Origin of the sequence: Priestia filamentosa (assembly GCF_900177535.1) — a bacterium.
Lineage (GTDB): Bacteria > Bacillota > Bacilli > Bacillales > Bacillaceae_H > Bacillus_I > Bacillus_I filamentosa.
The window spans coordinates 663,841-687,213 of sequence record NZ_FXAJ01000001.1; the positions used below are offsets into that span (position 1 = coordinate 663,841).

A 23,373-nucleotide genomic window follows, 5' to 3' on the forward strand; every position below is an offset into this window, starting at 1 on the left:
CGGAGTTAAGTGCGAACAAAAGAAAGGCAGTGAACGAATTGACAAAAGTCGTATTTATGGGCACACCGGATTTTTCAGTGCCGGTATTAAAAACATTAATAGAAGAAAAATATAACGTTGTAGCGGTTGTAACACAGCCTGATCGACCAAAAGGGAGAAAGCGTGTTTTAACGCCACCTCCTGTAAAAGTAGAGGCAGAAAAACACGGTATTCCAGTGCTTCAACCCGAAAAGATTAGCGGTGAAGAAGAATACAAGAAAGTACTTTCGTATGAACCAGATTTAATTGTAACAGCAGCATTTGGCCAAATCTTGCCTTCTTCAATTTTAGATGCGCCAAAGTATGGCTGCATTAATGTACATGCTTCACTTTTACCAGAGCTGCGTGGTGGAGCGCCAATTCATTATGCTATTCTTCAAGGGAAAAAGAAGACTGGTGTAACAATTATGTATATGGTGCCAAAGCTTGATGCAGGAGATATCTTAACAAAAGTGGAAGTAGCCATTGAAGAAAAAGACCATGTTGGCACACTTCATGACAAATTGAGTGAAGCAGGAGCATCTCTTTTAAAGGAAACTATTCCACAGCTTTTAAACGGGGAATTAACACCTATTGCTCAAGACGACAGCCAAGCAACATTTGCTTCAAATATTAAGCGAGAGCAGGAAAAAATCGTCTGGACAAAAGACGGGGAAGAAATTTATAACCATATTCGCGGTTTACATCCTTGGCCTGTTGCTTATACAACGCTACATGGTGACGTGTTAAAAGTGTGGTGGGGAGAAAAAGTGGAGTCAGAGAAAAACGAAGCTCCTGGTACGGTTATTAAAATTGAAAAAGACGGTTTTATTGTAGCGACAGGAAACAGTACAGCTATTAAAATAACAGAACTTCAGCCTGCAGGGAAAAAACGTATGACGGCTGCTCAAGTTCTTCAAGGATCACTAATTGAGACTGGAATAAAGCTAGGGGACGATTATGAGTAACTACAACGTGAGACAAATTGCGCTTGATGTATTAATTGCAATTGAACAAAACCAAGCGTACAGCAACTTAACTTTAAATCATCAAATTAAACATCATAAGCTTTCAAATCTTGATGCAGGTCTTTTAACTGAGATCGTATATGGAACAGTGCAACGCAAGTTGACAATTGATTATTATCTATCGCCATTTCTAAAAAAACCGAAAAAAATGCAAACATGGGTTATTGTATTGCTGCGTTTATCGGCTTACCAAATGATCTATCTTGATCGTATTCCGTCACATGCTATTATTCATGAAGCAGTTGAAATTGCCAAAAAACGCGGTCATCGCGGTATTTCTTCAATGGTGAATGCGGTGCTTCGTAACCTTCAGCGTGAAGGTTTAGCATCAACGGAAGAGATTGATCATAAGTTGGACAGACTTGCTACTGAGACAAGTCATCCAAAATGGCTTGTGAAAAGGTGGAGCGATCAGTTTGGGTTTGATAAAGCAAAAGCCATTTGTGAAGCAAACCTACAGCCGCCAAAACAAACGATTCGTGTAAATACAAAATACTATAAGCGTGATGAAGTGCTTTTGCGTTTAAAAGAACAGGGTATTGAAGCTGAAAAATCTGATTTGCTTGCCGAAGCAGCAGAAGTGAAAAAAGGAAATGCTGCAAATACTCAAGCTTTCAAGGACGGACTCTTCACTGTGCAAGATGAAAGTTCAATGCTTGTTGCACATGCTCTAGATCCACAAGATGGTGACCATATTTTAGATAGCTGTGCAGCACCAGGTGGAAAGACTACACACATTGCTCAAATGATTCAAAACGGCAAAGTGACGGCTCTTGATATTCATAATCATAAAGCACTGCTTATTGAAGGACAGGCCGAACGTCTTCGCTTAGAAAATGTGGATGCAAAAGTATGTGATGCAAGAAAAGCGGGGAGCTTATTTGAAAGAGAGAGCTTTAATCGCATTCTTGTTGATGCACCATGTTCTGGCTTCGGTGTTATTAGAAGAAAACCGGACATCAAATATACTAAAACAGAAGAAGATGTAATGAAACTTCAGCAGATTCAGATTGAAATTTTATCAGCTGTTGCTCCACTTTTGAAAAAAGACGGTGTTTTAGTATACAGCACATGTACAATTGATCGTGAGGAAAATGGAGATGTTGTTCAAGCGTTTTTAGAAGCTCATGAAGATTTTGAGCTTCATCCACAGTTTAAAGATAGAATGCCTGCTAAAGTAGCTGGTAAAATAGAAAATGGGACACTGCAAATTTTGCCAAGTGATTTTGGTACAGATGGGTTTTATATAGCTTGTTTTCGCAAGAAAGTGTAAAATATGGGAAGTAGCATAAAGTGATTTTCTAAAAAAGGAGCTAGATTCCTTTTTTAGAAAATCATCAAGAGCTATGAAAATGAACTGAGGTGGAACTATGGGAGCCGTTTATTTAACAGACCAAGGTAAAGTTCGTCTTCATAACGAAGATTCTGGAGGCGTTTTTGAAAATAAGCATGGAGAGAAAATTGCGGTGATTGCCGACGGGATGGGAGGCCATCGTGCAGGCGACATTGCTAGTTCAATGACAGTTGAACAGCTCCATACTTTTTGGGAAGATAAAGCACCTTTTCATTCACCAGCAGAAGCTGAACAATGGTTCTTAGATACAATACATAAAGTTAACAAACAGCTTCTTCTATATGCCGAAAATCATGAAGAGTGTAAAGGAATGGGAACCACTTTTGTTGGAGCGCTTTGCACATCTTCTTTTTGTACAGTCGCTCATGTTGGAGACAGCCGATGCTATCTTTTAAACGAAAGCGGTTTTTCACAACTTACAGAAGATCATTCTCTTGTCAACGAGCTTGTTCGTAACGGTCAGATTTCAAAGGAAGATGCCGAGCATCATCCAAGAAAAAATATTCTTCTCAGAGCTTTAGGTACTGAGAAAAATATTGAAATAGATGTTAAAACTGTTGAAGTAGAAAAAGGAGATTTTTTACTTTTATGTTCTGATGGATTATCAAATAAACTATCAGATGAGCAGCTAAAAGAGGTTCTTACAAGTGAAACAAGCATTGAAGCTAAAGCAAAATCTCTTGTTGATGTAGCAAATGAATTAGGTGGAGAAGATAACATTACGCTAATCATTGTAGAGTTTGAGCATGAAAGCGAGTGATTCCAATGCTTATAGGTAGAAGATTAGGCGGGCGATACAAAATCCTAAACCCTATTGGCGGGGGAGGGATGGCTAATGTTTATTTAGCGCGCGACGTCATTTTAGAAAGAGATGTCGCGATTAAAGTGCTGCGCTTTGACTATGCAAACGATGAATCATTCATTAAACGCTTTCATCGAGAGGCCCAGTCAGCAGCAAGCATAGATCATCCAAATATCGTAAGTATTTATGATGTTGACGAAGAAGACGAAATTTATTACATTGTCATGGAATATGTACCAGGTCAAACATTAAAAGAATATATTGGGGAACATAGTCCACTTCATATTGAAAAAGCTCTTGATATTATGAAACAAATTACATCTGCTATTGCTCACGCTCATGAATTCGGCATTATACATAGAGACCTAAAACCTCAAAATATCTTAATTGATCATGATGATCGTGTAAAAGTAACGGATTTTGGAATTGCGCTTGCACTTAGTTCATCAACAACGATTACTCAAACAAATTCTGTACTAGGCACTGTTCATTACTTGTCTCCAGAACAAGCAAGAGGAGGACTTGCTACTAAGAAATCAGATATATATTCACTCGGTATTTTACTTTTTGAGCTTTTGACAGGAAGGGTTCCTTTTTCAGGAGAATCTGCTGTTTCCGTTGCGCTGAAACATTTACAAACAAATACGCCATCACCTAAGCGATGGAATCCTTATATCCCGCAGAGTGTTGAAAATATTGTATTAAAGGCAACTGCTAAAGATCCTTTTTATCGCTATGATTCTGTAGAGGAAATGGAATATGCTCTGTCTGTTGCATTAAATCCAGACAAGCTCAACGAAGAAAAATTTCAAGTTCCAGATGATGATGAAGTTACAAAAGCGATTCCAATCATCAAAGAAGATGATATAGAAGAGGATGAGCATACGCTTGTTCATCACAAAGAAAGCACGCAAGCGCCGACTGAAAACGTTCCCCAGGACAAGAAGAAACCTAAAAAGCGAAAGGGTAAAATCTTTCTTATTACATTTCTAACACTGCTTTTTCTAGCTGGAGCAGGACTCGCTGCAATAACGCTTGTGCCATCATTTTTAGCTCCAAAAGATGTTAAGATTCCTGAAGTTGCGGGGAAAGAATATGAAGAAGCGTTAAAGCTCCTTATTTCAAAAGGATTTGACGTAAGTTCTCCAATTGCTCAATCAAGTGAAACAATTGAAGAAGGAAAGATTATTCGTACAGACCCAAAGGAAGGCAGCACTGTTAAAGAAGGTGACCAAATTACTCTATATCAAAGTTCTGGAAAGAAGAAAACAGTCTTCGATGACTATACAGGACGAGACGTTGATGAAGTAAAGAAATTATTAGAGCAGCGTGGATTTAAAAATATTAATGTTGAAGAAGAAGAAAGTGAAGAACCAAAAGGTACCGTTATTGAACACGATCCAGATGAAAACGATGAGGTTATTGCGGAAGATACTGAAGTAAACTTAAAAGTGAGCAGCGGACCTCCTGCTATCGTTTTACAAAACTACGAAGGTTGGCAGGAAAAGAGTGTTCGTGACTTTGCTACAGCAAATGGATTAAAAGTATCCACCAAAGAAGAGTATTCAGACGAAACAGCAAAAGGACTTGTTGTGTCTCAAACACCAACTCCTGGTACTCAAGTTGAGCAAGGAACAACAATTAATATCGTCGTTTCTAAAGGAGAAGAGCCTAAACCTCCGAAGGAACATACGGTGGAAGTTACAATTCCTTACGAACCTTCTGAACCTGAGCCTGGAAATGAAGTGAATCCAAATCTTCAACAACTTCCACAAAAAGTCGATGTATATATTGATGATGCAAATCATGATAGCAATGTTCCATTTGAATCATTCACAATCATAGAGGATACAGTTAAAACGTATACCCTTACAGTGAAACAAGGTGAGACAGCAAGCTATAAAATTGTGAGAGACGATAAAGTTCTTCAAGAGGAGACCGTTCCTTACGAAGATGATGAATAAACAAGGAGTGACGTTATGCCAGAAGGCAAAATTATTAAAGCACTTAGCGGGTTTTACTACGTTTTAAGTGGGGATGAAACGATTCAGTGTCGAGGGAGAGGAGTATTTCGCAAACAAAAAGTAACTCCTCTTGTTGGAGATGAGGTAACGTTTCAAGCTGAAAATGATAAAGAGGGATATGTGCTCGGGCTAGAGGAACGCAAGAACTCACTTGTTCGCCCTCCTATTGCTAATGTAGATCAAGCTATTCTAGTCTTTTCAGCTGTTGAGCCAACGTTCAGTACTACATTGCTTGATCGTTTTTTAGTGCTTGTTGAGTCACATGACATCGAGCCAATTATCTGTATTACAAAACTTGATTTACTTTTAGAAGAGCAGAAAAAAGAGCTTGATGTTTTTGTTTCAGATTACCGTGAAATAGGATATGAAGTTCTTTTAACATCAACGTTAGATGAAAATAGTGTTCAGATGCTTCTTCCATATTTAAAAGATAAAGTAACGGTTGTAGCAGGACAGTCTGGCGTTGGTAAATCTTCTTTATTAAATGTGTTAGATCCAAGCCTTTCCTTAAAAACGGATGATATTTCAACATCGCTTGGGCGTGGAAAACATACAACAAGACATGTTGAACTCCTATCTATTGGAGGAGGATTTGTGGCGGATACACCTGGTTTTAGCTCTCTTGAATTTACTGAGCTTGAAGCAGAGGAATTACCATATTGCTTCCCTGAAATGGTTCAGGTGAGCGAAGGATGTAAGTTTAGAGGTTGCTTACATGTGAAAGAACCAAAGTGTGCCGTTAAGGAAGCAGTAGAAAACGGAGAAATTCCGTCTTATCGCTACGATCACTATTTAAGCTTTTTAGATGAAATTAAACAGAGAAAGCCGAGGTATTAAAATGATGAAAATTGCACCTTCTATTTTATCTGCTAATTTTAGTGAACTAGGAAAAGAAATTAAAGAAGTGGAAACAGCGGGAGCTGACTATATCCATGTTGACGTTATGGACGGGAAATTCGTTCCTAATATTACGATTGGTCCGCTTGTTGTTGAAGCAATTCGTCCAATTACAAGCTTGCCGCTTGATGTACATTTAATGATTGAAAATCCAGATCAATACATTCCTGCCTTTGCAAGAGCAGGTGCTGACATTATTTCTGTTCATGTAGAAGCATGTCCACACTTGCATCGTACAATTAGCCTTATTAAAGAACAAGGAGTAAAAGCTGGTGTTGTACTAAACCCTGCAACACCAATTGATTCTATTAAGCATATTCTTGAAGAAATTGATCTTGTTCTTTTAATGACGGTGAATCCTGGATTTGGAGGCCAAACATTCATTAAGAGCGTTCTTCCGAAAATTGAGCAGATTGCCCAACTGATTGAAATTCGAGGTTTAGATATTGAAATTGAAGTTGATGGGGGAGTCAATACACAAACTGCAAAGCTTTGTAGAGAGGCAGGAGCAAATGTTCTTGTAGCTGGTTCCGCGATTTATAATGAAGAAGATCGTGCAGGAGCTATCAATGTACTTCGGGAGAGTTACTAAAAGATCAAACTTTTGTTTGGTCTTTTTTTATAAAGAAAGGGGAGTCAACATGAAAATTAATATATTAGCAGGAGCTCCACAGGCAACAATACCGCCCCTTCAAGACAGTGAAACAAAATGGATTGGTGTTGACCGCGGTGTATATACATTAATGGAGCAAGGCATCATGCCTATCCAAGCGTTCGGAGATTTTGATTCATTAACAGAGCTGGAGCTTAAACATATTCAAGATGTTTTTCCTGAACTGAAAGTGTATCCAGCTGAAAAAGATGAAACAGATTTAGAAATTGCGATGAATTGGGCTCTTAACCAAGAAATTGAAGAAATTGATATATACGGGGCAACAGGTGGTCGTCTTGATCATATGTTTGGTGGAATTAGCCTTATTTATAAAGCTCTTCAGAAGAATGTACGTGTTCGTCTTATCGATAAACAAAATACTTTAACAATGTATAAGGAAGGAACATATAACATTAAAGCTCATTCCCTCTATAAATATATTTCCTTCGTCCCCTTTTCCCTTGAGGTTGAAAACCTGACATTAAAGGGGTTTAAGTATCCATTACATAAAAGATGTGTTCCCGTCGGTTCGACGCTTTGTATTAGCAATGAACTTATTCAACAAAACGGTACTTTTTCGTTTACAAAGGGCATATTAATGATGATAAGAAGCAATGATTAAGTTGCTTAGCTAGTGTCATAATAGAGCTCATAATGAATAGAATATACGGTTGTTGAATCTTATTTCGTCTCGCGGTGACGAGTAGGAGGGGAAAAAATGAAATTTTATACAATCAAACTTCCGAAGTTTCTTGGAGGAATTGTGAAGGCGATGCTCAATTCGATGAAAAAAGGGGAATAAAAAAAGCACCATTATATGGTGCTTTTTTTATTAAACGCGCTCAACTTTACCAGATTTAAGAGCACGAGCAGAAACGTAAACACGCTTTGGTTTACCGTCAACTAAAATACGAACTTTTTGAAGGTTAGCACCCCAAGTACGCTTATTAGCATTCATAGCGTGAGAACGTGCATTACCTGTACGAGTTTTACGACCAGTGATTACACATTTACGAGCCATATTGAGTTCCTCCTTACATAACTAACATCATTGACAATTATCAAAAATACTATATTACTTTACCATACGTCCTTTTATAATGCAATAGTGCGAGCTTAACCTTTCAAGAAAAATTCCTTGACAGTCCTATAAAAACAGGAAATAAGTCTAAGTTGCCGAAATGATAAAGAAAGCGATTAATAACACAATAGGAGTTAAACTTTCAAAAAGACTTCATGTATAGTAAAATAGCGTTAATCTAACGGAAGAAGGGAGACCCAATACTATGTCCATTGAAATGAAAACACAGTATGGTCAAATTGATATTTCAACAGATGTTGTTGCAACGATTGCTGGTGGGGCTGCTGTAGATTGTTACGGTATTATTGGAATGGCATCTAAAAATCAAATCAAAGATGGGATTTCTGAAATCTTAAGAAAAGAAAACTTTACAAGAGGTGTTGTTGTAAGACAGCTCGAAGATGAAATTCATATTGATATGTACATTATTGTGAGCTATGGAACTAAAATTTCTGAAATCGCTCATAATGTTCAAACAAAGGTGAAATATACGTTAGAACAAACAGTAGGTTTAACAGTAGAATCTGTTAATATTTATGTTCAAGGCGTTCGAGTAGTTAACGTGTAAGTTAGGAGGAAATGTTGTGTCAATAACAACGTTAGACGGAAAGCGTTTTGCAAGGATGATTCAGAGTGGTGCTCAAAATCTACAAAATAATGTAGAGTTTGTGGATGCTCTGAACGTATTTCCTGTGCCAGATAGTGATACAGGAACAAACATGAACTTATCTATGAGTTCAGGAGCTAAGGAGGTTGGCGCAAAAGAAACTGAAAATATCGGTGAAGTTGGACAACTTCTTGCTCGTGGCTTATTGATGGGGGCGAGAGGGAATTCAGGTGTTATCTTATCTCAGCTTTTCCGAGGATTCGCAAAATCAATTGAAGGAAAAACGGTGGTAGATAGCGAAGAATTTGCTTCTGCATTTCAAGATGGAGTTGAGACAGCTTATAAGGCAGTTATGAAACCAATTGAAGGAACAATTTTAACAGTTGCAAAAGAAGCAGCCGAAAACGCGCTTAATATTGCAAAGACGGAGAAAGATGTAACGCTGGTAATGAAGGCTGTTTTAGAAGAAGCAAAAGCTTCTTTAAAACGAACACCAGATCTTCTTCCAGTCCTAAAGGAAGTAGGGGTTGTTGATAGTGGTGGACAAGGTCTTGTCATTATTTATGAAGGATTTTTAGCTTCGCTTGAAGGAAAAAACTTGCCAAATGTGACGGAAGTTCAGCCATCTATGAACGAACTTGTGAATGCTGAGCACCATAAAAGTGCACAAGGACATATGAATACGGAAGATATTAAATTTGGCTACTGTACAGAATTTATGGTGAAATTTGATGATAATAAGCTAGCATCGTCTCCATTCTCTGAAGAAGCATTTCGCAATGATTTAAGTGAATTTGGAGATTCCCTCCTTGTTGTAGCAGATGATGATCTTGTGAAAGTTCATATTCACGCCGAACAGCCTGGTGAAGTTCTTACATATGGACAGCGCTATGGAAGCTTGATTAACCTGAAAATCGAGAATATGCGCGAACAGCACAGCACAATTATTCAAAAAACAGAAAAGCCTTCTTTACAAAAGAAACAAAAAGAGTACGGCATTGTAACGGTTGCAATGGGACAAGGAGTGTCAGCTCTTCTAGAGAGCATTGGCGCAACAGTAGTACTTCAAGGTGGGCAAACAATGAATCCAAGTACGGAAGACCTTGTTAAAGCGATTGAAGATACAAATGCTAAAAAAGTCATTATCTTACCAAATAATAGCAATATCGTAATGACAGCTGAACAAGCAGCAGAGGTCGTAGGAAAGGATGTAGTTGTTGTTCCCTCTAAAACAGTGCCACAAGGAATGACAGCACTGCTCTCTTTTAATGCTGAGCGTAATTTAGCTCAAAATAAACAAGAGATGACAAATGCTTTAGAACATGTAAAATCAGGACAGGTCACATATGCAGTTCGTAATACGACGATTGACGGCATTGAAGTGAAGAAGGACGATTTTATTGGTATCTCTGAAGGGAAAATTGTGACAAAAGCACATAGCTCTTTGGAAGCTCTTCAGCTTTTATTAGCTAAAATGATTGACGAAGATGATGAAATTCTAACTGTTCTTTACGGAGCGGATGTAAATAAGGAAGACATTGAAAAGCTTGAGCAACATGTCGAGGAAAACTTTGAAGATGCAGAGCTTGAAATTCATGAAGGAAAGCAGCCTGTATACCATTATGTTGTAGCTGTAGAATAAAGAGGGTACTCAACATTTTTGTTGAGTGCTTTTATTTGTGTGGAAAAATTTTTTTTTTTGCTAAAAAAGCGTAATAGGGGTTGTAGTGTCAGTATATCTGAGGTACATTATTGTTGCTTGCATCCCCTTTTTCTAAGTGCGTAATCATTTACGAATCTTGGCTAAGTTTGTTATATATAGTATAGTAATTTGATTTTCAGCTTAGAGAGGGATTACTATGAATATTTTAATTGGAACAATGTTACTAATTGTTGTTCTTGTGTTTTTTACGGTATTTAGCTATAAAGCACCATATGGAATGAAAGCGATGGGTGCTTTAGCAAATGCAGCGGTAACATCGTATTTACTAGAAGCTTTTCAGAAATATATTGGTGGCGATATTTTTGGAATTTCGTTTCTTGGTGAATTAGGACATCTTGCAGATGGAATGGCAGGAGTAGCAGCTGCTTCACTCGTTTGTTTGGCTCTTGGTGTTTCTCCCGTATATTCTTTAATGATGGGCGTAGCTTGTGCTGAAATGGGACTTCTTCCAGGTTTTTTTGCTGGATATATGATTGCTTTTTTAGTAAAAGTAATCGAAAAACGCTTTCCGGCTGGACTTGATTTATTAGGTTCAGTTATTATTGCTGCACCGCTTGCTCGGTTTATTGCAGTAGGGGTTACCCCGTTAGTAGACGCTACGCTTCTTAAAATTGGTGGCATTATTGACCAAGTAACATCATCAAGTCCTCTTTTAATGGGGGTTATACTAGGGGGAATTATTACAGTTGTCGCAACTTCTCCTTTAAGCTCAATGGCTCTAACAGCCATGCTTGGATTAGTTGGTCTCCCAATGGGAATTTCAGCGGTTGCTATTGTTGGGTCAGCTTTTTTAAATTATGTCCTGTTTGATCGACTTAAGTTTGGTTCGAAAAGAACAACCATTGCGATGACCATTGAACCATTAACACAGGCGGACCTTGTTGCTGCAAACCCTGTTCCTATTTATGTAACAAATTTTGTTGGAGGAGCTATATCAGGGGCTGTTGTTGCCATGTTTGGCCTTATTAATAATGCAACAGGAACCGCAACTGTTGTAGCAGGATTTGTTGTTATGTATGGATTTAATGACCCCGTTAAAGTAACAATTTGCGTGTTAATCTGCGGAGCGATTGGCATTATATGTGGATTTCTCGGTTCATATGTATTTAGAAACTTTAAAATTACACGCGAAGAAGAAGTCCGCGGAACAAAACATGAAGCAGCGTAGAGAAGCAATCAGGCAGCATATAGTACTATATGCTGTCTCTTTTTGAGAAATAAAAAAACTTCAGTATGCAGAGGAGAGAGTTTATGAGATTTAAATCTGTATTCGATATTATTGGTCCTGTGATGATTGGTCCATCTAGTTCCCATACGGCAGGTGCAGCCCGCATTGGAAGAGTAGCACGTACCATTTTTGGTGTTCAACCTGAGAGCGTTATCATTTCATTATACGGTTCTTTTGCCGAAACATATAAAGGCCATGGCACAGATGTAGCACTTGTTGGTGGCTTGCTTGATTTTGATACGTCAGATACTCGTATTCCGCTGAGCTTAAACTTGGCTAAAGCAGCTAAAATGGATGTTATGTTCATTGAAGAAGAAGCAATAAGCGATCATCCGAACACCGCTCGATTGCAATTAAAAGCAGGTGAAAAGGAAATGGAGATTGTAGGTATTTCTATTGGCGGTGGGACGATTCAAATTGTTGAATTGAACGGTTTTAAACTCAATTTATCTGGAATGAATCCAGCGATTCTTGTGGTACACAACGATCGTTATGGTTCTATTGCAGGAGTTACAAATTTACTTACCAAATATCATGTCAATATTGGCCATATGGAAGTATCGCGCAAAGAAAAAGGAAAAGTAGCGCTAATGGCCATTGAGACAGATGAAAATATTAGTGATGAAGTGATCGAAGAAATTAAAGGACTTCCGAACGTGTTACAAGTTACAAGAATGATGGATTAAAGAAATGGGGGAAACGACATGTTTCGTAATGTAGCAGAATTAGTGGAACTTGCTGAAACACAAGGTAAAAAGATTTCACACATTATGCTTGAACAAGAATGTGAAGTAACAGGATTAACAAAAGAAGAAATTTTAGAAAAGATGAGTCGCAATTTAACAGTGATGGAAGAAGCGGTTGAGCGTGGCTTAAATGGTGTTCAATCTGTTACAGGTTTAACTGGAGGAGACGCTGTTCTTCTACAAAAATATATTAAAACAGGGAAATCACTTGCAGGGGACCTTTTGCTTGATGCTGTAAGCAAGGCCGTTGCGACAAATGAAGTGAATGCTGCAATGGGAACAATTTGTGCAACACCAACGGCAGGAAGTGCGGGTGTTGTGCCTGGTACACTTTTTGCGGTTCAAAACAAACTCCATCCCTCTCGAGAAGAAATGGTTGAGTTTCTTCTTACAGCAGGGGCATTCGGATTTGTTGTAGCTAACAATGCTTCTATTTCAGGAGCGGCAGGAGGGTGTCAAGCAGAGGTTGGTTCTGCAAGTGGGATGGCAGCTGCTGCTATTGTAGAGATGGCAGGTGGAACACCCCAACAATCAGCTGAAGCAATGGCGATTACACTGAAAAATATGTTAGGCTTAGTATGTGACCCTGTTGCAGGTCTAGTTGAAGTACCGTGTGTTAAACGCAATGCAATGGGAGCTAGCAACGCGATGGTGGCAGCGGATATGGCGCTTGCTGGAATTACAAGCCGAATTCCTTGTGATGAGGTCATTGAAGCTATGTTCAAAATAGGTCAAACAATGCCTGTCGCGCTAAAAGAAACTGCGCAAGGAGGGTTGGCGGCAACACCAACAGGTCGCAAACTTCAAGAAAAGATCTTTGGTAGTTCGCTTACGAAAAGTGAATAAATTACAGCAATTATCTATTACAGCTTTAAAAGGGATCGGAGCAGAAACGAATGCATCGCTAAATTCGCTTGGTATTCTATCTGTAGGTGATCTTATTGAATATTTTCCGTATCGTTATGAAGATTACCGTCTTCGTGATTTAGCGGAAGTTAAACATGAAGAAACGGTAACAGTAGAAGGGATAGTACATGGCCCCCCAAATGTGATGTTTTATGGAAAGAAAAAATCACGATTAACTTTTCGCATGCTTGTCGGAAGATATGCCGTAAACGTAACCGCGTTCAATCGCGGTTTTTTGAAAAATAAATTACAGCTAAATGAAACGGTAACAGTAACGGGGAAGTGGGATAAAAATCGTCAAACAATCTCATTAAAAGAATTAAAAGTGGGTCCATTTAAAGCGCAGCAAGAAATCGAGCCCGTCTACTCTGTAAAAGGAAACTTAACTGTTAAGGCACTTCGACGTTTTGTTCGTCAAGCACTTAGCGAATATGGCGAAGAAGTAGCTGAGCTTTTACCAAAATCCCTTTTAGACAAATATCGTCTCCTAGAGCGTGAAGAGGCATTAAAAGTGATTCACCTTCCGAAAACGCACGAGGAACTTAAATATGCAAGACGACGCTTTGTATATGAGGAATTTCTTCTCTTTCAACTGAAAATGCAGGTGCTTAGAAAAAGAGAACGAGAAGGTACAAAAGGAATGAGTCAACATATTCAAGCAAAGGATATTGTAGAGTTTACAAAACAGCTTCCGTTTCCCTTAACAGGAGCACAAAAGCGTGTTGTAAATGAAATATTTGCTGATATGAAGTCACCGTACAGAATGAACAGACTTCTTCAAGGTGATGTTGGATCAGGAAAAACCGTTGTAGCGGCTATTGCGCTTTTCGGTACAGTAAAAGCAGGGCATCAAGGAGCGCTTATGGTACCAACCGAAATATTAGCTGAACAGCATGTTTCATCGTTAAAAGACCTCTTAGGTCGTGTAGGGATTACAGTGGAACTTTTAACAAGCTCTGTCAAAGGGAAACGTCGTCGTGAGCTCTTAGAAAAGGTAGAAAGCGGCGAAGTGGATGTTTTAGTTGGAACACATGCACTTATTCAGGGTGAAGTAATGTTTAAAAAGCTTGGGCTTGTTATTACAGATGAGCAGCATCGATTTGGTGTAAACCAACGTCGAACATTGCGCGAAAAAGGTGAATTTCCAGACGTTTTATTTATGACAGCAACTCCAATTCCTAGAACGCTTGCAATTACGGCTTTTGGAGAAATGGACGTCTCTGTTATTGACGAGATGCCTGCAGGAAGAAAAGCAATTGAAACGTATTGGGTAAAGCATGATATGCTTGAAAGAATTTTGCAGTTCGTGCAAAAAGAGCTTGTGAAAGGCAGACAGGCATATGTAATTTGCCCGCTCATTGAAGAATCAGAAAAGCTCGATGTACAAAATGCTATTGACGTTCATGCAACACTTCAGCAGTATTTTGGGGACAAATGGAATGTAGGTCTTATGCACGGAAAGCTTCATCCAGATGAAAAAGACGAAGTAATGCGGGAGTTTAGCGAAAATAAGACTCAAATTCTAGTTTCAACAACTGTTGTTGAAGTAGGAGTAAACGTTCCGAACGCTACAATGATGGTTATTTATGATGCAGAACGATTTGGCCTTTCTCAGCTTCACCAGCTCCGCGGCCGTGTCGGAAGGGGAAGTGAGCAGTCATACTGTGTATTGCTTGCGGATCCAAAATCGGAAGTTGGAAAAGAAAGAATGAAAATTATGACGGAAACGAACGATGGATTTGTTCTTTCTGAGAAAGACTTAGAACTTCGTGGTCCTGGTGACTTTTTTGGAAAGAAACAAAGCGGTCTTCCTGATTTTAAGGTAGCTGATATGGTACACGATTATAGAGCACTTGAAACAGCTCGTGATGATGCAACAAGGATTGTTAACAGTGAACAACTTTGGAAAGATAAGGAATTCACTCCGTTGTTAATGCATCTTGAAGAAACAGGTGCTTTAACAACAGAAAAGCTAGATTAATAGAATAAAGCTAGAGCTGTTCAAGACGGACAGCTCTTTTCTTCACGGAAAAAAGGTTGCAAAGCCTATCATTTGATTATATACTGCTATTAGTACCTAGTATTAAAAAGCGGATGGTGGAGCATGAGATTAAATAAAAAGGAACGGAAAAAGCAGTTACAAGAAACAATTGATCAAAACCCGTTTGTAACGGATGAAGAGTTAGCTGAACGTTTCTCTGTTAGCGTACAAACCATTCGGTTAGATCGCTTGGAATTGTCGATTCCTGAACTTCGTGAACGTATTCGGCATGTTGCCTCAACACAGCTAGAAAATAAAGTCCGTTCTTTACCAATTGAAGAGGTTATTGGTGAAGTAATTGACTTAAATCTTGATCAATCAGCAATTTCTATTTTTGATGTAAAAGAAGAACACGTTTTTAAGCGTAATCATATTGCACGTGGCCATCACCTTTTTGCACAGGCCAATTCACTTGCTGTTGCTGTTATCAATGATGAACTGGCGTTGACGGCTAATTCATCCATTCAGTTCCATCAGCCTGTTAAGCTAGCGGAACGTGTTGTAGCAAAAGCAAAAGTGAAAGAAAAAAGTGCAAAAAAGGAACGAACAACTGTTGAAGTATTAAGCTATGTTGGACAAACGCTAGTATTTTCCGGCCTATTTGAGATGTATCATTCAAATAGAGCAGGAGAGGGGGATCACAATGAAAATCACAATTGATGCTATGGGCGGTGATCATGCCCCAAAAGCGATAATTGAAGGGGCAGAGCGAGCGATTGCTCATTTCCCTGATTTACATATCATGTTAGTTGGGGATGAAAACCTTATTCATCCACATTTGAAAAATAAAGAACGAATTACAGTCTTACATACGGAAGAAGTTATTGAAGCAACGGACGAACCTGTTCGAGCAGTACGTCGTAAGAAAAAAGCTTCAATGGTGCTCGCTGCTCAACAAATTGCGGACGGAGAAGCAGATGCTTGTATTTCAGCAGGAAATACAGGTGCTCTTATGGCAGCAGGTTTGTTTATTATCGGGCGAATTCAAGGGATTGAACGTCCTGCTTTAGCTCCAACACTACCGACTCGTACAGGAAATGGATTTTTACTATTAGATGCAGGCGCAAATCCAGATGCAAAGCCAAATCATCTTCTTCAATATGCTATTATGGGAAGCATTTATGCTAAAAGTGTATTTGGTATTGAGTCTCCTCGCGTTGGGCTGTTAAATGTAGGAACAGAGGAGAAAAAAGGGAGCGACTTAACAAAGCAAGCATTTCCACTTCTTCAAGGTGCCGATATTAACTTCATTGGAAACATTGAGGGAAGAGACTTATTAGAAGGTGTTGCAGATGTTGTTGTAACAGATGGTTTTACAGGAAACATTGCGTTAAAATCAATTGAAGGAACAGCGCTTTCTATATTTTCAATGCTGAAAGAGACGCTAACAAGTTCATTTAAAAGTAAGGTCGCAGCAGGGATTCTAAAGCCGCAATTAAAAAAGCTTAAAACGCAAATGGACTATACGGAGTATGGTGGAGCCGGTCTTTTTGGACTTAAGGCACCTGTTATTAAAGCTCACGGTTCTTCAGACGATAATGCTATTTTTAATGCTGTGAGACAAGCGGTATTAATGGTAGAACAAAGCGTGCCTAAAACAATTGCTGAGCAAATCGCTGCCCAGAATAAAAAACAAGAACAAACCATAGAAAGTGAAAGGAAGGAATAAGCATGAGCAAAATTGCATTTGTTTTTCCAGGACAAGGCTCACAAGCTGTTGGGATGTTAAAAGATGTATACGCGGCATCAGAAGACGCGAAAAAGATGATTGATGAAGGAAATGAGGCGCTTGGCTTCTCACTATCAAACTTAATGTTTGAAGGACCAGCAGAAGACCTAACGTTAACATATCATGCACAGCCTGCTTTATTAACAGCAAGCGCAGTGCTTTTAAATGAATTAACAAAAGAAGGAATCAAGCCAGACTATGTAGCAGGACATAGTCTAGGAGAATACAGTGCCCTTGTTGCAGCAGGCTCTATTTCGTACATTGACGGAGTAAAAACGGTTCATACACGTGGTCAATTGATGAATAAAGCAGTTCCAGCTGGTGAAGGAACAATGGCAGCTGTGCTTGGTCTTGATGCAGAAGAACTTGAAAAAGTAACAGCTGAGATTAGCGAGAATGGTGATGTTGTACAACTTGCAAATATTAACTGTCCAGGACAAATTGTTATTTCAGGTACTGTTGCAGGAGTTGAAAAAGCAGGAGCACTCGCAAAAGAACGCGGAGCAAAACGTGTATTGCCTCTTAACGTAAGCGGTCCATTCCATTCTGCTCTTATGAAGCCAGCAGCAGAAGAATTTCAAAATGTGTTAGCTAACATTACAATTTCAAATGCGAGCGTTCCTATTGTAGCAAATGTAACAGCAGAACCAATGACAGAGGCAAAAGAAATTAGCGAGCGTCTAGTTGAACAGCTTTATTCACCTGTTCGCTTCCATGAATCAGTTGAAAGAATGCTGAATGACGGTGTTGATACATTTATTGAAATTGGGGCAGGAAAAGTACTGTCTGGATTAGTGAAAAAAGTGAATCGTCGTGCAACCGTTCATGCGGTATACGATATGGAATCATTACAAAAAACAGTTCAATCTTTGAAAGATGGTGAATGAGGATGTTAAAAGATAAAGTAGCTCTTATTACGGGTGGCTCTCGCGGTATTGGTCGTGCAACAGCGCTTGAACTTGCTTCATTAGGAGCAAAAGTTGCTGTAAACTATGCAGGAAGCGAAGGAAAAGCTCAAGAAGTAGTTGAAGAAATCAAAGCTATGGGTGGCGAAGCTATCAAAATCAAAGCAGACGTAGCTAACAGCGAAGAAGTTCAAGCTATGATCAAAGAAGTGATTGGAACATTTGGTTCTTTAGATATTCTTGTGAACAATGCGGGCATTACACGTGATAATTTATTAATGAGGATGAAAGAAGATGAATGGGATAGCGTAATTGCGACAAACTTAAAAGGAGTATTTCTATGCACAAAAGCTGTTTCTCGCCAGATGATGAAGCAGCGCAGCGGTCGCATTATTAATATTTCTTCTATTGTAGGTGTAAGCGGAAATGCTGGACAAGCAAACTACGTAGCTGCAAAGGCAGGCGTAATCGGATTAACAAAAACGAGTGCGCAGGAATTAGCAGCTCGAGGAATTACGGTTAACGCTGTTGCACCAGGCTTTATTGCAACAGATATGACAGACGAGCTTTCTGAAGAGGTGAAGAACGGTATTCTATCACAAGTACCACTTGCAAAGTTTGGCGAAGTTGCAGATGTTGCCAAAGTTGTTGCATTCCTAGCATCAGAAGGAAGTAAATATATGACAGGCCAAACGCTCCATGTTGATGGCGGAATGGTAATGTAAAAGAGCTTTTGAATTTTCTTTCTGAAGTTCTAGTAATTTGTTGAGGAATCCACTATAATGACTTGAGGGGAGGTGATAGTATGTCAGACGTATTAGAGCGCGTAACGAGTATCATCGTTGATCGCCTTGGCGTAAAGGAAGAGGAAGTGAAACTTGAGGCTTCTTTCAAAGAGGACCTTGGCGCTGATTCCCTTGACGTAGTTGAACTAGTTATGGAACTTGAAGATGAGTTCGAATTAGAAATTTCAGATGAAGATGCTGAGAAAATTGCGACAGTTGGTGACGCTGTTACTTACATACAGAACAAGCAATAAGCTGTCCTTACTTTTAGAAGAGTCCCGTTTATATAACGGGGCTTTCTCTACTTTTATCGAACATCTTCTCCATCATACCTTTAAGTTTTTGATTCACTGCGAAAATTTAAAGATGTGAAAGGGCTTCAGTACAATTGGAGACAACTTATTATGACGAAAACCTCCCTTTCTGGAGAAAGAGATGGAAAATTGAAAACGGAAGAAACCATTGGAGGTATTTATGGCAAGACATCGTTATTACCCTAAAAATCAAAAATTACAAGAAAAAATTAAAAAACAGTTTCAGGAACTTCAAGAGAAAATGGGTATTTTATTTGACAACGAAAAGCTGTTAACACAAGCATTTACTCATTCTTCATATGTAAATGAACATCGCAAAAAACCGTATGAAGATAATGAACGTTTGGAGTTTTTAGGTGATGCTGTTCTTGAGCTGACAGTATCAAAATTTTTATTTAACAAATATCCAGCAATGAGCGAAGGGGAACTTACGAAGCTTCGTGCTGCTGTTGTATGTGAACCATCTCTTGTTAAGTTTGCAAACGAGCTTGAGTTTGGCAATTACGTTTTGCTTGGAAAAGGTGAAGAGATGACAGGCGGACGCCAAAGACCTGCTCTTTTAGCCGACGTGTTTGAAGCATTTATCGGTGCTCTTTATCTTGATCAAGGTCTTGAGGTGGTCGAAAAATTGCTAGCACAAACTGTGTTTCCTAAAATTGACGATGGTAATTTTACGTATGCAATGGATTTTAAAAGTCAGCTGCAGGAGCTTGTTCAGCGCGACAGTCAAGGGCTTTTACAATATCAAATTCTTCAAGAAAAAGGCCCAGCACATAACCGTGAGTTTATTTCACGAGTGCTTCTAAACGGATCAGAGCTTGGTACTGGTATTGGCAGGTCAAAAAAAGAAGCAGAGCAAAAAGCTGCACAAGTAGCTATTACTGCTTTAACACTTTTGAAAGAACAATAAATCTATGATATACAACTTTAACAAAAGTAAGGAGGAAGTAAGATGTTCCTCAAACGACTAGACGTGGCGGGATTTAAGTCTTTTGCCGACAAAATTTCCGTTGATTTTGTTCAAGGAATGACAGCTGTAGTCGGACCGAATGGAAGCGGAAAAAGCAATATCACAGATAGCATTAGATGGGTGCTTGGAGAACAATCTGCCCGCTCTTTGCGCGGTGCAAAGATGGAAGATGTTATTTTTGCTGGCAGTGATACGAGAAAAGCATTAAACGTAGCGGAAGTAACGTTAACGCTTGAGAACAGCGAACAGTTTCTTCCTATTGATTATCACGAGGTAAGCATTACAAGACGTGTCTTTCGCTCAGGAGAAAGTGAATTCTTTATTAATAATCAGCATTGTCGTTTAAAAGACATTATTGATTTATTTATGGACTCCGGTCTAGGGCGGGAATCATTTTCTATCATCGGCCAAGGGCGCGTTGAGGAAGTGCTCAGCTCAAAATCTGATGAACGAAGAAAGATTTTTGAGGAAGCAGCAGGTGTTTTAAAGTATAAGCTACGTAAGAAGAAAGCAGAGCTTAAGCTTGTTGAAACGCAGGATAATTTAAACCGTGTGAGTGACATTTTATATGAGATTGAGTCAGGACTTGAACCTTTAAAAATACAAGCTTCTATGGCGAAAGACTATTTAGAGAAAAAGGCAGAGCTGAAAAATTACGATATCTCTTTGACTGTTTATGAAATTGAAGAACTTCATAAAAAATGGGAGAAATTAAAGCTTGAACACGATCATCATAAACAACTTTCTAGAACGTTAAGTGAGTCTATTACTAAGAAAGAAAGTCATATCGATGAAGCTCAGAAAAATATGAATGTGCTAGAGCAATCCCTAGAAGAGTTGCAAACGGTTTTATTAAACGTTAGTGAAGAGCTTGAGAAAATTCAAGGGCGGAAGCAAGTGCTGATTGAAAGAAAGAAACATGCTTCGAAAACGCAAGACGAGCTTGAGGAAAGTACAGAACACCTTGAGGAACAAGTAGCTTTCTTAGCTAAAAGTAAAGAGGAAGCATCAGAACTTCTAAAAACATATGAACAAAATGTTCATAGATTAAAAAAAGAGCTTTCAGAAAAGCAGGCTCTTTTTGAAAGTTATAGTGAAGATCTGGATGAAAAGCTCGAAAATTTAAAAAGTGACTATTTCGAAAAAGCACAGCAAGAAACGGCACTTCGCAATGAACGTCAATTTTTATTGAAACAAATCGAGCAAAATAGTGAAAGACAAAATCGTTTAAAAGAAGCGAACAAAGAGCTATTTAGCGAACATCAGAAACTTGAAGGAGAACATAAAAGTCTTGATGGAGAAGTTTCTACTGCGAAAGAGGAATTTGATCAAGCAGTTAATGAAAACCTAACATTAAAACGAGATGTTGAAGCTTTAACAGAAAAATATAGAAAAAAAGAATCGCTTCTATATCAAGCATATCAATATGTTGAACAAACAAAGTCAAAGCGCAGCATGATGGAAGATATGCAAGATGGATATACAGGCTATTTTCAAGGTGTAAAAGAAGTGTTAAAAGCTCGCGAAAGCGCCTTAACAGGAATTGAAGGGGCTGTGGCAGAGCTTATTACAGTTCCAAAAGAGGTAGAAACAGCGCTTGAAACAGCGCTTGGCGGGGCAATGCAGCATATAGTTGTTTCAGCAGAGGAACAAGCAAGAAAAGCGATTGCTTATTTAAAGAAGCGAGGTAGCGGTCGTGCCACATTTTTACCTCTTTCTACGATTAAAGGCAAAAGTATTCCTCATTCTGCTATTGAAACTATGCAAGGATCTCCTTCTTTCGTTGGAGTAGCCCGTGATCTTATTTCATATGAGCAAAAGTATGAAAACATTGTTTCAAACTTGCTTGGGACCGTCATTGTGACCAAAGATTTACGAGGAGCTAATGAGCTTGCTCGTCTTGTTTCACATCGCTATCGATTTGTAACATTAGAAGGAGACGTTGTAAATCCGGGGGGATCAATGAGCGGGGGAGCTTCTAAGAAAAACAGCTCATCTCTTATAGTGAGAAAGCGTGAGCTAGAAGACCTTGTTGCAAAGCTTGCTGAAATGGAAGAAAAAACAGGATTGCTTGAAGCAGAGGTTAAGGAACTTAAAACCTCACTTGCTCAGGCTGAAAAACAGTCCTTTGCACAAGGAGAGAAAGTTCAAACATTAAAAGAAAAGTACGAAGCTTTAAATGCCAAAATGAGCGAGCTTCTGTTAACTGAAAAAAATACAAAACGACGTCTTGAAATGTACAATAGTGACATGACACCGCTTTTTGAAGAGCAAGAACGCTTTAAGCAACGAGAAGCAGAGTTAAGGGAATCATTACAAGCTTCTCAGGAGGACATGAAGCATCTTGATGAAGAAATTCAGCTTGTTACAGAGCAGAAAAACTCGGAAAAAAGTTCAAAAGAAACTGTTCAAGGGGAGCTTACAAATCTGAAAATTGCCCTTGCAGAAGCGAGTGAGCGTCTTGTTTATCAGCGTGAAAAAGTAGAGCGTGCGGAACAGGATTTATACTCTTCTTCTACAGCTCTTTCTAAACAAAAAGATCAGCTTTCATTCTTAAAAGAACAGATGAAAGAAGGTTTTACGAGTCAGCATGATTTAGAAGATACGCTCTTAGCTAGAACAAACGATAAAGAAGAAACGGCTAAGCTTATTAGCGAACGCCGCAAGCAGCGCACAGAGCTTCAAGAAGAGCTTGAGACGTTCATAGCTGAACAAAAGGAACTTAAGCGTCAGCAAGAACAGATGATGGAAGCTTTGAAGGATGAAGAAGTGCAGATTAATCGCTTTGATGTTGAGCTTGATCAATATTTAAATATGCTGAGAGAAGAGTATATGCTGAGCTTTGAAGCTGCGAAACAGCAATATCCTCTTACTCTATCCCCTGAGGAAACGCGCAAAAAAATCAGACTTATTAAACTTGCTTTAGACGAACTTGGTACAGTTAATATAGGCGCAATTGAAGAGTATGAGCGAGTATCTGAGCGATATACGTTTTTAAGTGAACAAAAGGAAGACCTTGTTGAAGCAAAAGATACACTTCATCAGCTTATTGAAGAGATGGATACGGAAATGAAGAAAAGGTTCAGTGAAACGTTCACAAGTGTGAGAGAGCATTTTAAAGAAGTGTTTACAAAGCTCTTTGGTGGTGGACGAGCGGATTTAAAGCTCACTGATCAAGAAGATCTTCTAAATACAGGTATTGATATTGTGGCACAGCCACCAGGTAAGAAGCTGCAGAACCTTGCTCTTCTTTCGGGTGGAGAGCGTTCGTTAACAGCTATTGCGCTTCTCTTTGCTATTTTAAAAGTACGTCCTGTACCGTTCTGTGTGCTCGATGAAGTAGAAGCAGCACTTGATGAAGCAAATGTACAGCGTTTCGCGAAGTTCATCAAGACATTCAGTGAGAAAACACAATTTATTGTTATTACACATCGCAAAGGGACAATGGAAGAAGCAGACGTTCTTTATGGGGTCACGATGCAGGAATCTGGTGTATCTAAGCTCGTATCTGTCAAACTTGAAGAAGAAAAGCAGTATGTTTAAGAAAGGTGTGAAACGTTCAC

The 23,373-nt window shown here is 38.9% G+C and carries 22 protein-coding genes; 21 read left to right on the forward strand and 1 reads right to left on the reverse strand.

What is annotated here, in order from left to right; all coding sequences use genetic code 11:
- The first annotated feature begins 38 nt into the window (after positions 1-38).
- From fmt to spoVM, 8 genes are all read left to right on the forward strand, one after another.
- On the forward strand, positions 39-986 hold the full coding sequence (fmt, locus tag B9N79_RS03540; protein WP_094041192.1) for a methionyl-tRNA formyltransferase: 948 nt from the start codon (positions 39-41) through the stop codon (positions 984-986).
- A complete protein-coding gene (rsmB, locus tag B9N79_RS03545; RefSeq protein WP_019391766.1) occupies positions 979-2,319 on the forward strand; it encodes a 16S rRNA (cytosine(967)-C(5))-methyltransferase RsmB in 1,341 nt (446 codons plus the stop codon). Before fmt ends, rsmB begins: the two co-directional genes overlap by 8 nt.
- Before the next feature lie 97 nt (positions 2,320-2,416).
- Entirely contained in the window at positions 2,417-3,160 is a 744-nt protein-coding gene (locus B9N79_RS03550) for a Stp1/IreP family PP2C-type Ser/Thr phosphatase (RefSeq protein WP_040056682.1), read from the forward strand.
- Between the two features lie 5 nt (positions 3,161-3,165).
- Positions 3,166-5,166 carry a Stk1 family PASTA domain-containing Ser/Thr kinase gene (gene pknB / locus B9N79_RS03555; RefSeq protein WP_026009508.1) on the forward strand — a complete coding sequence of 667 codons (2,001 nt, stop codon included), beginning with the start codon at positions 3,166-3,168 and terminating at the stop codon, positions 5,164-5,166.
- Positions 5,167-5,181: 15 nt separating this feature from the next.
- Complete coding sequence (gene rsgA / locus B9N79_RS03560) at positions 5,182-6,063, forward strand: ribosome small subunit-dependent GTPase A (RefSeq protein WP_046217804.1); 882 nt, start codon at positions 5,182-5,184, stop codon at positions 6,061-6,063.
- A 1-nt stretch (position 6,064) separates the two neighbouring features.
- The gene (gene rpe / locus B9N79_RS03565; RefSeq protein ID WP_026009509.1) at positions 6,065-6,715 is read left to right on the forward strand and encodes a ribulose-phosphate 3-epimerase; all 651 of its coding nucleotides are present in this window, start codon (positions 6,065-6,067) and stop codon (positions 6,713-6,715) included.
- A gap of 49 nt (positions 6,716-6,764) precedes the next feature.
- Positions 6,765-7,397, forward strand: coding sequence for a thiamine diphosphokinase (locus tag B9N79_RS03570; RefSeq protein WP_046217803.1), 633 nt, complete (start codon positions 6,765-6,767; stop codon positions 7,395-7,397).
- Between the two features lie 96 nt (positions 7,398-7,493).
- Positions 7,494-7,577 (forward strand): stage V sporulation protein SpoVM, encoded by an 84-nt coding sequence (gene spoVM / locus B9N79_RS03575; RefSeq protein WP_019391772.1) that lies wholly within the window; start codon positions 7,494-7,496, stop codon positions 7,575-7,577.
- A gap of 30 nt (positions 7,578-7,607) precedes the next feature.
- On the opposite strand, the gene rpmB is transcribed toward spoVM, so the two are convergent.
- Positions 7,608-7,796 carry a 50S ribosomal protein L28 gene (rpmB, locus tag B9N79_RS03580; RefSeq protein ID WP_019391773.1) on the reverse strand — a complete coding sequence of 63 codons (189 nt, stop codon included), beginning with the start codon at positions 7,794-7,796 and terminating at the stop codon, positions 7,608-7,610.
- A 265-nt stretch (positions 7,797-8,061) separates the two neighbouring features.
- On the opposite strand from rpmB, the gene B9N79_RS03585 reads away from it, so the two are divergent.
- The 13 genes from B9N79_RS03585 (at position 8,062) to smc (ending at position 23,353) form a co-directional block, all read left to right on the forward strand.
- Positions 8,062-8,424 (forward strand): Asp23/Gls24 family envelope stress response protein, encoded by a 363-nt coding sequence (locus B9N79_RS03585; protein ID WP_019391774.1) that lies wholly within the window; start codon positions 8,062-8,064, stop codon positions 8,422-8,424.
- A 16-nt stretch (positions 8,425-8,440) separates the two neighbouring features.
- Positions 8,441-10,105 (forward strand): DAK2 domain-containing protein, encoded by a 1,665-nt coding sequence (locus B9N79_RS03590; protein WP_085117709.1) that lies wholly within the window; start codon positions 8,441-8,443, stop codon positions 10,103-10,105.
- A gap of 217 nt (positions 10,106-10,322) precedes the next feature.
- Positions 10,323-11,354, forward strand: a complete 1,032-nt coding sequence (locus B9N79_RS03595; protein ID WP_019391776.1) for a PTS sugar transporter subunit IIC — start codon at positions 10,323-10,325, stop codon at positions 11,352-11,354.
- A gap of 83 nt (positions 11,355-11,437) precedes the next feature.
- Positions 11,438-12,100, forward strand: a complete 663-nt coding sequence (sdaAB, locus tag B9N79_RS03600; protein WP_019391777.1) for an L-serine ammonia-lyase, iron-sulfur-dependent subunit beta — start codon at positions 11,438-11,440, stop codon at positions 12,098-12,100.
- A gap of 18 nt (positions 12,101-12,118) precedes the next feature.
- Positions 12,119-13,006 (forward strand): L-serine ammonia-lyase, iron-sulfur-dependent, subunit alpha, encoded by an 888-nt coding sequence (sdaAA, locus tag B9N79_RS03605; RefSeq protein WP_019391778.1) that lies wholly within the window; start codon positions 12,119-12,121, stop codon positions 13,004-13,006.
- Complete coding sequence (recG, locus tag B9N79_RS03610) at positions 12,999-15,047, forward strand: ATP-dependent DNA helicase RecG (RefSeq protein WP_040057040.1); 2,049 nt, start codon at positions 12,999-13,001, stop codon at positions 15,045-15,047. Before sdaAA ends, recG begins: the two co-directional genes overlap by 8 nt.
- A gap of 123 nt (positions 15,048-15,170) precedes the next feature.
- A complete protein-coding gene (fapR, locus tag B9N79_RS03615) occupies positions 15,171-15,767 on the forward strand; it encodes a transcription factor FapR (RefSeq protein WP_019391780.1) in 597 nt (198 codons plus the stop codon).
- Positions 15,751-16,776, forward strand: a complete 1,026-nt coding sequence (plsX, locus tag B9N79_RS03620; RefSeq protein ID WP_046217802.1) for a phosphate acyltransferase PlsX — start codon at positions 15,751-15,753, stop codon at positions 16,774-16,776. The genes fapR and plsX overlap by 17 nt, the downstream gene beginning before the upstream one ends.
- Before the next feature lie 2 nt (positions 16,777-16,778).
- Positions 16,779-17,723, forward strand: coding sequence for an ACP S-malonyltransferase (gene fabD, locus B9N79_RS03625; protein ID WP_019391782.1), 945 nt, complete (start codon positions 16,779-16,781; stop codon positions 17,721-17,723).
- Positions 17,724-17,725: 2 nt separating this feature from the next.
- Entirely contained in the window at positions 17,726-18,466 is a 741-nt protein-coding gene (fabG, locus tag B9N79_RS03630) for a 3-oxoacyl-[acyl-carrier-protein] reductase (RefSeq protein WP_019391783.1), read from the forward strand.
- Between the two features lie 80 nt (positions 18,467-18,546).
- Entirely contained in the window at positions 18,547-18,780 is a 234-nt protein-coding gene (acpP, locus tag B9N79_RS03635; protein WP_019391784.1) for an acyl carrier protein, read from the forward strand.
- Between the two features lie 220 nt (positions 18,781-19,000).
- The gene (rnc, locus tag B9N79_RS03640; protein WP_019391786.1) at positions 19,001-19,750 is read left to right on the forward strand and encodes a ribonuclease III; all 750 of its coding nucleotides are present in this window, start codon (positions 19,001-19,003) and stop codon (positions 19,748-19,750) included.
- A 42-nt stretch (positions 19,751-19,792) separates the two neighbouring features.
- Entirely contained in the window at positions 19,793-23,353 is a 3,561-nt protein-coding gene (gene smc / locus B9N79_RS03645) for a chromosome segregation protein SMC (RefSeq protein WP_046217801.1), read from the forward strand.
- Positions 23,354-23,373: the final 20 nt, after the last annotated feature.

Coding starts and splice junctions, on each gene's coding strand:
- rsmB (WP_019391766.1), top strand. CDS start 979: ATGAGTAACTACAACGTGAGACAAATTGCGCTTGATGTATTAATTGCA.
- B9N79_RS03550 (WP_040056682.1), top strand. CDS start 2,417: ATGGGAGCCGTTTATTTAACAGACCAAGGTAAAGTTCGTCTTCATAAC.
- pknB (WP_026009508.1), top strand. CDS start 3,166: ATGCTTATAGGTAGAAGATTAGGCGGGCGATACAAAATCCTAAACCCT.
- rsgA (WP_046217804.1), top strand. CDS start 5,182: ATGCCAGAAGGCAAAATTATTAAAGCACTTAGCGGGTTTTACTACGTT.
- rpe (WP_026009509.1), top strand. CDS start 6,065: ATGATGAAAATTGCACCTTCTATTTTATCTGCTAATTTTAGTGAACTA.
- B9N79_RS03570 (WP_046217803.1), top strand. CDS start 6,765: ATGAAAATTAATATATTAGCAGGAGCTCCACAGGCAACAATACCGCCC.
- spoVM (WP_019391772.1), top strand. CDS start 7,494: ATGAAATTTTATACAATCAAACTTCCGAAGTTTCTTGGAGGAATTGTG.
- rpmB (WP_019391773.1), bottom strand. CDS start 7,796: ATGGCTCGTAAATGTGTAATCACTGGTCGTAAAACTCGTACAGGTAAT.
- B9N79_RS03585 (WP_019391774.1), top strand. CDS start 8,062: ATGTCCATTGAAATGAAAACACAGTATGGTCAAATTGATATTTCAACA.
- B9N79_RS03595 (WP_019391776.1), top strand. CDS start 10,323: ATGAATATTTTAATTGGAACAATGTTACTAATTGTTGTTCTTGTGTTT.
- sdaAB (WP_019391777.1), top strand. CDS start 11,438: ATGAGATTTAAATCTGTATTCGATATTATTGGTCCTGTGATGATTGGT.
- sdaAA (WP_019391778.1), top strand. CDS start 12,119: ATGTTTCGTAATGTAGCAGAATTAGTGGAACTTGCTGAAACACAAGGT.
- fapR (WP_019391780.1), top strand. CDS start 15,171: ATGAGATTAAATAAAAAGGAACGGAAAAAGCAGTTACAAGAAACAATT.
- plsX (WP_046217802.1), top strand. CDS start 15,751: ATGAAAATCACAATTGATGCTATGGGCGGTGATCATGCCCCAAAAGCG.
- fabD (WP_019391782.1), top strand. CDS start 16,779: ATGAGCAAAATTGCATTTGTTTTTCCAGGACAAGGCTCACAAGCTGTT.
- fabG (WP_019391783.1), top strand. CDS start 17,726: ATGTTAAAAGATAAAGTAGCTCTTATTACGGGTGGCTCTCGCGGTATT.
- acpP (WP_019391784.1), top strand. CDS start 18,547: ATGTCAGACGTATTAGAGCGCGTAACGAGTATCATCGTTGATCGCCTT.
- rnc (WP_019391786.1), top strand. CDS start 19,001: ATGGCAAGACATCGTTATTACCCTAAAAATCAAAAATTACAAGAAAAA.
- smc (WP_046217801.1), top strand. CDS start 19,793: ATGTTCCTCAAACGACTAGACGTGGCGGGATTTAAGTCTTTTGCCGAC.